Annotated in this window: 6 protein-coding genes; 2 read left to right on the top strand and 4 right to left on the bottom strand. The window is 71.7% G+C overall.

The annotated features are described in order from the left end of the window. On the top strand, positions 1–1,174 hold a 1,174-nt coding region (locus JFN87_RS30915), incomplete at its 5' end, for a zf-HC2 domain-containing protein (RefSeq protein WP_245182619.1). Between the two features lie 5 nt (positions 1,175–1,179). Here JFN87_RS30915 and purU read toward each other — a convergent pair. The 4 genes from purU to JFN87_RS30935 form a co-directional block, all read right to left on the bottom strand. Continuing rightward, on the bottom strand, positions 1,180–2,070 hold the full coding sequence (gene purU, locus JFN87_RS30920) for a formyltetrahydrofolate deformylase (RefSeq protein WP_209345495.1): 891 nt from the start codon (positions 2,068–2,070) through the stop codon (positions 1,180–1,182). 80 nt (positions 2,071–2,150) lie between these two features. Continuing rightward, complete coding sequence (locus JFN87_RS30925) at positions 2,151–2,597, bottom strand: SCO4402 family protein (protein ID WP_209345501.1); 447 nt, start codon at positions 2,595–2,597, stop codon at positions 2,151–2,153. Positions 2,598–2,778: 181 nt separating this feature from the next. Next, a complete protein-coding gene (locus JFN87_RS30930; RefSeq protein WP_372449326.1) occupies positions 2,779–5,034 on the bottom strand; it encodes a trypsin-like serine protease in 2,256 nt (751 codons plus the stop codon). A 76-nt stretch (positions 5,035–5,110) separates the two neighbouring features. Further along, positions 5,111–5,635: a hypothetical protein gene (locus tag JFN87_RS30935; RefSeq protein ID WP_209345497.1), complete on the bottom strand. Its 525-nt coding sequence runs from the start codon at positions 5,633–5,635 to the stop codon at positions 5,111–5,113. A 525-nt stretch (positions 5,636–6,160) separates the two neighbouring features. Here JFN87_RS30935 and JFN87_RS30940 point away from each other — a divergent pair. Then, positions 6,161–7,260: ALF repeat-containing protein (locus JFN87_RS30940; RefSeq protein WP_245182620.1), on the top strand; the 1,100-nt coding region annotated here is incomplete at its 3' end.

The following is a 7,260-nucleotide window of genomic DNA, read 5'->3' on the forward strand; positions in this document are numbered from 1 at the left end:
ACGTCCGCCGGCGCGGCGCGGCGGGAGCGGGGGCCCGGCCGCCGGGCCGTCGCACAGCGTGCTGATGTCCCTGCTCGGGGCGTGGGCGCTGGCCGTGTGCTCGGCCGAGGAGACCGCGTACGTCGAGGCGCACCTGAGCGAGTGCGACGCGTGCGCCGAGGAAGCGCTGCGGCTGCGCGACGCGGTCGGGCTGCTGCAGGCCGAACGGAGCCTCGACCTCGATCCGGCGCTGCGCTCTCACGTCCTGGCGGAGTGCCTCGCCCGCAGGCCGGCCCGCACGCCCGTGCCGGACTGGGCCGCCTCGTACGATGCGGAGACCGCGCGGCTCGACGCGCTGCTGCACGACATGGGCGACGACGACTGGCACGCGCCCGTGCGCCTGAGGTGGTTCGAGGACGGGAAGCCGGCCGCGCGCTCCACCACCGTGGCGGGCGTCATCGGCCACCTCATGGCGGTGGACGGCGTCGTCGGCGTCGCGCTCGGCCTCGACGACCCCCTCTTCCCCGCCGCTCCGCTCGCGCCGGACGAGCGCACCGAGCGCTTCTGGGGTGAGGCGGCCGGGCCGCACGCGCGCGACGTGCACGCGCCGTGGCGCGAGCAGAACCACGCGCTGGTCAGGCGCGTCTCCTTCGCGTCGGGGGGCTCCGCAGGGTCAGACGACGCCGACGACGCCGACGTGGCCGGCCTGTCCGTCTCGTACGGCGGGTTCGCCCTGCCGCTGCGCGACGCGCTCGTCGACCGCGCCTTCGAGTGCTGGATCCACGGCAGCGACATCGCGGACGCCGTCGACTACCCGTACGCGCCTCCCGGCGGCCCGCACCTGCGCACGATGATCGACCTGGCCGCCAGGCTGCTGCCCGAGGCGCTCGCCAGGCGCCGCAGGCAGGGGCGCGCCGCGCCGCCCGCCGAGCTGGTCGCGGCCGGTGCGCCCGGCAGGTCCCTGCACCTGGAGGTGGAGGGCGTGGGCGGCGGCGACTGGTACGTCCCGCTCGACTCCCCCGCGGCGCTGGGCTCGGCGGACCGCGCCGTCGCGCATGTCGCCGTCGACGGCGTGGAGTTCTGCCGGCTCGTGGCAGGGCACGTCGAGCCGGAGGAGGCGGCGGCCGGGCGGGGAGGCGACCGCGGCGCCGTCGCCGACATGCTGCACGCCGCGGCGGACCTCAGCCGTATGTAGAGGCCCTACGCGAAGACGACGGTGCGCGAGCCGTTCAGCAGGATGCGGTGCTCCGCGTGCCACTTGACCGCGCGCGCGAGTGCCTGGCACTCGACGTCCCGGCCGAGCGCCACCAGCTGCTCGGGCGTCACCTCGTGGCCGACGCGCTCGACCTCCTGCTCGATGATCGGGCCCTCGTCGAGCTCCGCCGTCACGTAGTGCGCGGTCGCGCCGATCAGCTTCACGCCGCGCGCGTGCGCCTGGTGGTAGGGCTTCGCGCCCTTGAAGCTCGGCAGGAACGAGTGGTGGATGTTGATGATCCGGCCGTTGAGCTGCTTGCACAGGTCGTCCGAGATGACCTGCATGTACCGCGCCAGCACGACCAGTTCGACGCCCTCGTCGCGGACGATGCCGAGCAGCCGCTGTTCGGCCTCCGCCTTGGTGTCCCGTGTCACGGGCACGTGGTGGAAGGGCACGCCGTAGGAGCCGGCGAGGTCGCGGAAGTCGGTGTGGTTGGAGACGACCGCCGCGATGTCCACGGGCAGCGCGCCGATGCTCGCCCGGAACAGCAGGTCGTTGAGGCAGTGGCCGAATTTGCTCACCATCAGCACGATCCGCGTCCGGGCGTCGGCCCGGTGGATCTCCCAGTCCATCCGGAAGGCGTCGCCGATCGCGGCGAAGCTCGCGCGCAGCTTCTGAACACTTTCCGCGCCGTCGTCCGCGGAGAAGTGCACCCGCATGAAGAACAGGCCCGTGTCGCGGTCGCCGAACTGCCTGCTGTCCTCGATGTTGCAGCCGGTCATGAACAGGTAACTGGACACGGCGTGCACGATGCCCTGCTTGTCGGGGCACGACAGCGTGAGGACGTACTGCTCGCGCGGGGCGCTCGCGGCGGCGGATGCGGTCGGCTCGTTCATAACGGGGAGGATCCCACACCCGCCCGGGGTACGGCCGTGGTGCGCCCCGTGCGGCCGTGCGGTCCGGGGTGCCGGGTCCGTCAGACCGCTTGCGTGATGATCCGCAGGACGTCGAGCGACTTCGGCGGGGCGTCCGGGTCCTCGCCGTCGTTCGTCGCAAGGCGTACGTGCGCCTCGCGCGCGGCGCGCACCGCCTCGGGCCAGCCGTGGTGCTCCACGTACGCGGACACCAGGGCGTCGGGGCCGACCTGGTGCATGATCCGCAGGACGCGCAGCACGGCGACGTCCACGAGGGCGGCCTCGCCCGAGTCGCGGAAGATGGTGCCGACGTACTTCTCGGCGGACCAGTTGTCCAGCCACGTGTCCTCGACGAGCCGGTAGACGGCGTCGGTCACGTCGCCGTACCCCTCGCGGCCCGCGAGCCAGCACTCCTGGTGGAAGACCGGGTCGGAAAGCATGTGCAGCGCCGAGCGCACGTTGCTGCGCCAGCGCCACCATGGCATGTCATTCAGCGGCATGCTCCCCATGGTGGAGGAGCGGCGGGCGCGACGGGAAGGGTTCTCGGTACCTTGCTGCACGGTTGTCGATCGTACGTCGGCCTTGCCAGGACCCGGCACAGGCGTTCGAGCCACGCACGCGCGCGGGCCCGCCGCCGGAGGTGGCTCCCCCGGCGGCGGGCCCGCGATCACTGCCTACCTCATGCACTGCCTACCTCATGACGTAACCGAAGTACGTGCCCGCGGCCGGGAGGCCGCCCTTGCCGGGCTCGTACGCCGTCGCCGGGGCCGTCGCGCCCCCGGCGGTCACGTTGGACAGCGGCAGCGCGTAGGCGGCGCCGTACGAGGACGGCCCGTAGGGCATGCCCACGTAGAGCGCGGTGCCGGTGTAGTGGATGCTCGAACCCAGGTACTGCTTCGTGCCCGGGGCGCCGGGAAGCCCGTGGCTGCCGGCCTCCAGCCACAGATCATTGGCGCCCGGGGCGCCGAGGAGCGAGAAGGTGGAGACGGCGCCGGACCCGGTCATGGGGGTGCCGGACACGTTGATGGCCTCGTCCTGCTCGCCGACGGCCAGCTTGAGCGTCGCGCCCGTGCTCACCGCGCGGGGCGCGGTGTTCACGGCGGCGACGGTCTTGCCGAAGTGGTCGCCGTTCTCCGACGCGCCCGTCACGTCGTCGTCACCGGTGCCTTGCGTGTACACGTTGAGCTGGCTGTAGCTGCCCGACGCGGTGATGTCGTACGTCTCGACCATGCCGGCCTCGGAGTGGGCGACGCCGTCGCTCGTGGTGAGGGCCTCGCCGGGCGAGCCGATCACGAGGATCGAATCGTCGGCGGCGGCCTGGCCCTGCTTGCGGTACGGGACCATGGCGAGTGATCCGCCGAACAGGTCGCCCGCCTCGGTGCCTCCGGAGACCCCGTCCGAGTCCTGGGAGAGGGCGAACAGCGGGGTCGGCTTGTGCTCGCTGTTGAGGGTCTGGGCGAAGACCTCGAGGTTGCCGGCGTCCTTGCTTCCGCTGATGGTGTCGTGCTGGGCCGAGACGACGATGTGGTGCGCGTCGGCGGCGATCACGCCGCCGAATCCGTCACCCGCCTCCACGCCACCGCCGACGCCGGTGCTGTCCTGGTCGATGCCGACGCTGGTGCCGCCGTGCACGTAGTGCACCATGCCCGCGCCGGCGTCGGAGCCGAGGGCCTCGCCGGGCACGCCGATGACCACGTACGGCTCACCGGCCGCGTTGGTTCCCGCGGCGAGTGCGTCGCCGAAGCGGTCGCCCGCCTCGCTCGTGGACTGGTTGATGGAGCCGGTGCCCGTGCCCTGCTCGAAGTGGGTGTCCTTCGTCGCTCCCGCGCCGAGGCCGCCCGGGGCGCCGTGCAGGATGTCGACCATGCCCGCGTCGGCCTCGCCGCCCAGGTCCTCGGAGGGGGTGCCGACGACCAGGTCGGTGCAGCCGTCCTCGTCGTAGTCGACGGTCGCGAGCTCCTGGCCGAACCAGTCGTTCTTCTCGCCGCCGCCTGCCACCCAGTCGAGATCCTGGTTGATCTCCTGGGTGCCCTTTCCGCCGCCGTAGACGATCCGGATCAGGCCGGCGGCCGTGTCGCCGCCGACGGTCGCCTTCGGGTCGGCGATGGCGACGTCCTCGACGCCGTCGCAGTTGAAGTCGGTGACGGGGACGGCGCCCACCGTCGAGGCCACCCAGGAGCCCAGGTCGTCGACGCGGGCCGCGACGCCGCCCGTGCGGGTCTCGGTGGTGTCGATGCCGAAGCAACCGCCCTGGTACGAGCGGCTGGTGAGGGCCGCGAGCCGCGGCGTCCCGTTCGACGTGCGGACCACGGGGCCGCCGGTGTCGCCCATGCAGGCGGCCGCGCCGTCCTTGCCGGTGACGGTGGCGGTCGTGGCGTCCGACGAGTCGACCGTGTACGTGCCCGAGTGCAGCGTCAGCGGCGCCCACTCGGTCTTGCTGCGCCCGAACCCGGCGAACCGCAGCTCCTCGCCGGCGGTGGGGGCGCTCGTCGCGAGGGCGATGGGGGCGACGTTGGTGACCGGCCGGTTCAGGCGGGCCAGGACGACGTCGCGGTCGGTGCGCGGCACGAGCTGCACGATGTCGCGGACGGCGCCGGCGTTGCCGGTCAGGTCCGTGCGCCCGATCGTCGCGGTCGTCTTCAGCTTCGGCTTGCCCGCGGGGACGGCGATGCTCGTGGCCGGGTCGTCGGCGAAGCAACTGGCCGCGGTCAGCAGCCACTCGGGGTCGACCAGGGTGGCCGAGCAGCCGCGGTCGTGGTCGCCGACGATGATCTGCGCGCTGTAGCCGAACGTGGTGTCGGTGACCGGGTCGCCGGTGGTCGCTGACGCGGGCGCCGTGCCCAGCGCGATCGAGGCGGCGATCACGGCGGTGGCCGCAGCGCCGAGGCGCATGCGTCTGCCGTGCCCGGTGTGTCTGTTGTGGTCGGGGTTGCTGGTGTGTTTCATGACGTGACTCCTGGAACGGGGCGACTGCGGAAGGCGGCGGTGCGCCGGCTGCGGCTCAAGGGACCGTTTCCGTGGGTCACTTGTGGGACCTGATCTCGACGAGCATGAACTGGCGCCCGTCCGGGTCGGCGCTCTGGCCGATCGGGGTCCAGGAGTTCGCGGGCACGTCGAACGTCTTCTTCTCGTCGTCCGTGGTCATGTCGACCTGCGTCGTGTAGTCGTTGCCGTCGACGCCGTAGACCGAGGGGAGCTCCAGGGTCAGCCAGCCCGAGTCGCCGGTGACGTTGAAGCAGACCTCGTCGTTCTCGAGCGAGTAGAACTGCAGTTGGCCCGTGCCGTTCGCGCAGTCGGCGAGAGTGATGTGGCCGTCACCGCGCTTGAGGACGATGTGCTTCTCCGCCAGGATCTTGTCGGCCTGCGGGTAGTTGAAGTCCTCCACCGCGTAGCCGGGGGCGTCCGCCGCGACCGCCTTGACCGACGCGCCGTCGCCGTGTGCGGACGCCGTCGCCGCGCCCCCGCCCGCCGCGCCGCCCGTCATCCCGAGCCAGGCGAGTGCGCCGGCCGCCAGGGCGGCGCCCAGCGTGCGTGTCACGAGACGCATTCGCCCCGGCTTGTTTCTGCCACGTTTTCTCATTGCAGCCCCAACGCTCGATTCCGCTTGAAACCAACCCACACATGACGCACCCGAAAATGGGCATGACCAAAAGCCCCGTGGGAATTCCACCCAGGGGGCAGCGCGATTGTGCGGAGTTTGCGAAGCCGAGCGCCACCCCCCAGCACTTCCGGCCTGAAGCCGCATCAAAGCTTCACAGTTCCGTCCGTGTCCAGTCAAATAAAATGCGACAAAGCCCCTGCACCAGGAGGAGTTGACTGTGTTCCATCTCATATGGCGGAAAGGTTAGGTCCGACTGCGGAGATACCGTGAAGGGCAAATAAAGATTCAATAACCGACCACGCTTCAGTAATGCGGTAAGAATCCGCTCACCTCCATAAATTCCGTCCGCAAGCTTTCGGACGGCATCTGTATGGTCGATGCGAAATGGCGCCCCGCCCCGCTTTCCGGCGACGGGCGGTGAGGTGCCGCTCGCGTGTTCGCACCGTCGTATCCGCATGGAAAGGGTCACTCTTGTCAGCGCCTATGTGGGACAGACGCAAGCTGCTCAAGGTCCTCGCCGCGGGAGCCGCGCTCCCCGCCCTGCCGGCCATCGCCACCATGACCGCCACGCCCGCCTGGGCCGATGGCACCGGGGACACGGGCACCGACCTCCCCGACACCGATCGCGGCAAGGCCGTCTTCGCCTACCAGATCGGCGGCCGGTCCGTCCGCAGGGCCGCCGCCGCGGCCCTGGTCGCCTCGCCGGCCGCCGTGTCCACCTTCCTCACCACTGAACTTCCCTCGGCGACAGCGGCCGACAACCGCTTCGCCGTCGTCTCCTCCCTGCCCTACGCGGGCACCGCGACCCAGGCCGCGGCGAGTACTGCGCTGGACGCGGGGGACAGCGCGATCGCCGACTTCCTGGCCGACGGGTTCCAGACACCCGTCACGTCCGACCTGCGGCTGTCCGTCTTCACCGTGCTGAACGACAGCGGCACCGCCGTCAAGAACGCGGCGAACGACGCGCTGGACACCGGCACCATGAAGTCCCTGCGCACGTTCCTGCTGGACACCCAGTACACGGCGCAGGCGAGGGACGAGAGGCTCGAGGTCTTCACGATCCTGTCCACCGCGTCGCCCGAGGTGGCCAAGTACGCCCAGCGCGCCCTGGACGACGGGTCGCCCGAGGCGATCCACCAGTTCCTCGTCTCCGGCCAGTTCATCGCCCGCGCGCGCGACGAGGAGTCCGCGACGATCGACCAGCTGGTCGCCATCGTGGAGCGCGAGGGCAAGAAGGCGAAGCTCAAGACGGACCAGGCCGTCGCCGCGTCCGACAAGGCGAAGAAGGCCGCGGCCGAGGCCAAGGCCGCCGCCCAGAAGGCCGCGACCGAGGCGGCCGCCGCCAAGGACGACGTGGCGAAGTCGGCCAGGGCCGCCAACGCGGCCGCCAGTGCGGCGCGGGGCGCCGCGGGCGCCGCGAACACCGCGATATCCGCCTCCCGCACCGCGCAGGTCGCGTCCAGCCGTGCCGCGAGGGCGGCGCAGGCCGCAGCGGCTGCCGCCGCCTCGGCGGGCAGCGCCGCGTCCCGCGCCTACCGCGCGGCCATCGCCGCGTCCAAGGACGCCTCCGC

It is taken from the genome of Streptomyces montanisoli, assembly GCF_017813245.1.
Classification (GTDB): domain Bacteria; phylum Actinomycetota; class Actinomycetes; order Streptomycetales; family Streptomycetaceae; genus Streptomyces; species Streptomyces montanisoli.